This is a genomic window from Microcoleus sp. S13_C3, assembly GCF_036700905.1.
Taxonomy (GTDB): Bacteria; Cyanobacteriota; Cyanobacteriia; order Cyanobacteriales; family Microcoleaceae; genus Microcoleus.
In genome coordinates this window covers 1-2,870 of record NZ_JAUBPT010000313.1, presented here as the reverse complement: position 1 = coordinate 2,870, position 2,870 = coordinate 1, and the positions used below count along the sequence as shown (strand labels likewise).

The window sequence follows — 2,870 nt, the reverse complement described above, 5'->3', positions numbered from 1 at the left end:
TAGGGCATAGGGCATAGGGCATAGGGCATAGGGCATAGGGCATAGGGCATAGGCATAGGACTCACCCCATACCTCACCACCCTTGAGAACCGCTATAAATGTTATCGAAAGTATTAATTTTTGGGCAATTTATGATAATTTAATTTCCTGGTGAGATCGGGATTTGTTGTGGTTGGGTGGAGATTTGCTCAATCAACTGCAGGCCTTCCGGGTTCACCAATAACCCCAAAATCGATCGCCACTAGCCGACGATCGCCGATCAAGTGTGGGCAGATCGTGAAATTAGCCAAAAGTTGCGAGTAGAATGGTGCAAGAGCCGATCGCTCGATCGTAGTGCACAGCGAAATATGACCCCACCGCCGCCGCCCCGCAAACCTCAAACCGTCTTGGGTGCAATTACCCAAGCAGTCCAGACTATTGCTAAGGTTAATTTTAACCAGCTAGCGCTGAAACCTAATGCCAAAGTACCCGAACTGTGGGTACAGGATGCCGGTGCAGCTAAAGCTGAGGTTTATCCGCTGTTGGGCGATAGATATTTGTTAGGTCGATCGTCCAAATCTTCAGATATAGTAGTTCGCAATCCCGTTGTCAGTCACGTTCACTTATCCCTGTCGCGCGATAGTCGGCGGCGGACTCCTTTTGTCATCAAAGATGAAGACTCCACAAACGGCATTTACAATGGCAAAAGGCGAGTTAAAAGTATGTCCCTGCGCCACGGAGACGTGTTCACTTTAGGGCCGCCGGAACTAGCCGCCGCTGTCAGAATTCAATTCGTATATCCGCCGCCTTGGTATGTGCAACTTGTGCGTTACAGCTTTTATGGCGTCAGCGGAATCACCGCTTTGATTGCCGTCTTGGTAGGCATGGAATCGACAAAGTTTCAAGTGCGGCCTCTGCCAAGAAGTATCAATGGCCCCGTGATTGTTTACGCCCGCGATGGGCAAACTCCGCTGCGTCCTCCTCAGAATAACGCTCACTTAGAATTAAAGCAATTGCAGGATTTTTCGCCTTATTTATCCAAGGCCGTACTTGCTTCCGAAGACAGCCGCTACAATTGGCATTTGGGAGTAGATCCGCTGGGCGTTTTGCGAGCACTTTTAACTAATGTTCGCGGGGGCGGAATTCGAGAAGGCGGCAGCACTCTGACGCAGCAGTTAGCGAGGAGTTTGTTCCGAGATTATGTGGGAACTCAAGATTCGGCGGGACGCAAGTTGCGGGAAGCGGTAGTTGCTTTTAAACTGGAGACTTATTACAGCAAAGATGAGCTGTTGCTGACTTATTTAAATCGCGTGTTTTTGGGAATTGACCTTTACGGTTTTGAGGATGCGTCTCGGTTTTATTTTGGGAAGTCGGCGAAGGATTTAACTTTGTCAGAGGCCGCAACTTTGGCGGGAATTTTGCCTGCGCCAAACAGTTTTAATCCGATTCAAAATTATCAGTTGGCGGTGCAGTATCGCGATCGAGTGATCGAACGGATGCGGGCCCTGGGGACGATTTCTCAGGAAGAAGCCGATCGCGCGAGGCGATCGCGAATTGAGATCAATCCCAAAGCTCGCCAATATCTGCAAAGTACGATCGCTCCTTATTTCTACAGTTATGTATTTGACGAATTGGAGTTTTTGCTGGGGGAGCAATTAGCCAGAGAAGGCAATTTTATTGTAGAAACAGGTTTGAATCCCGGGCTGCAAAAGTTGGCGGAAACTTCCCTCAGAAATGCTGTTGAAAATGCGGGAGCAAGTGCAGGTTTTTCTCAAGGAGCCGTGGTAACTCTCAATAGTACAACCGGGGAAGTCTTAGCTTTAGTTGGGGGCGTAGATTACTTGAAAAGTCAGTTTAATCGGGCTACCCAAGCTTTGAGACAGCCCGGTTCTACATTTAAGATTTTCACCTATGCAGCCGCCCTGGAGCGGGGAATCTCACCCGATAAAACTTATTCTTGCGACCCCCTTTCTTGGGGCGGACAAAGTTACAGCGGCTGCGAAAGAACCAGCGGCAGTGCGGATATGTATCGGGGTTTAGCACAGTCGGAAAATGCAGTGGCTTTGAGAGTAGCACAAGATGTCGGTTTAGACAATGTAGTGGGAATGGCCAGACGTTTGGGAATTACTTCTGAGCTGCGTTCTAACCCGGGTTTAGTATTAGGTGAAAGTGAAGTTAATGTGTTGCAATTAACGGGTGCTTTCGGGGTTTTGGCCAATCGGGGTTTGGGAAATCGTCCCCACGTAATCAAGCGAATTATTGACAGCAGCGATTGCAAAGATCGAAATGATTTTAACAGTTGCCGGGTGATTTATGACTATCAGAAAGATGGCATTGCCAATCGGCAGTTAGTTTCGGAAGGCGTAGCGGATACGATGACTGATATGCTGCAAGGTGTGGTGCGGGGAGGTACGGGTAGCAGTGCTGCTTTGGGGTTGGGAGAAGCTGGAAAAACAGGCACGACTAATGATAATAGAGATTTGTGGTTTGTCGGTTATATTCCGAGTCAGCAACTGGTGACAGGAGTTTGGTTGGGAAATGATGATAATTCTCCGACTGCGGGAGGTAGTGCAAATGCCGCCCAGTTGTGGGGGGAATATATGCGGCAGGTGGCGCGTTAAGTCATTAGTCAGCAGTCCTTAATTAGCCTCGATCGGCAGGTGGAGGAACGGTTAGGGCAATGATGTCTTCATAACACAGGCGATCGGCTAAATCGTTGAGGGCGTGGGTGAGGTCAGGACGATCGGCCGGGATTTATGCAATTAACTTGCGAATTTTCTTGATATTGAGTTCGATCGCGACTTGATGCAACTGTTCTAGGACTTACGCATTGACAAAAAATATCATCTATGTATTCTAGACAATGCCATGACTGAATCGGTTTGCCAAAA

General features: G+C 48.4%; 1 protein-coding gene. It reads left to right on the top strand.

From position 1 onward, the window contains the following. Positions 1 to 347: 347 nt before the first annotated feature. Positions 348 to 2,600, top strand: a complete 2,253-nt coding sequence (locus QUA16_RS36225) for a transglycosylase domain-containing protein (protein WP_333109656.1) — start codon at positions 348 to 350, stop codon at positions 2,598 to 2,600. Positions 2,601 to 2,870: the final 270 nt, after the last annotated feature.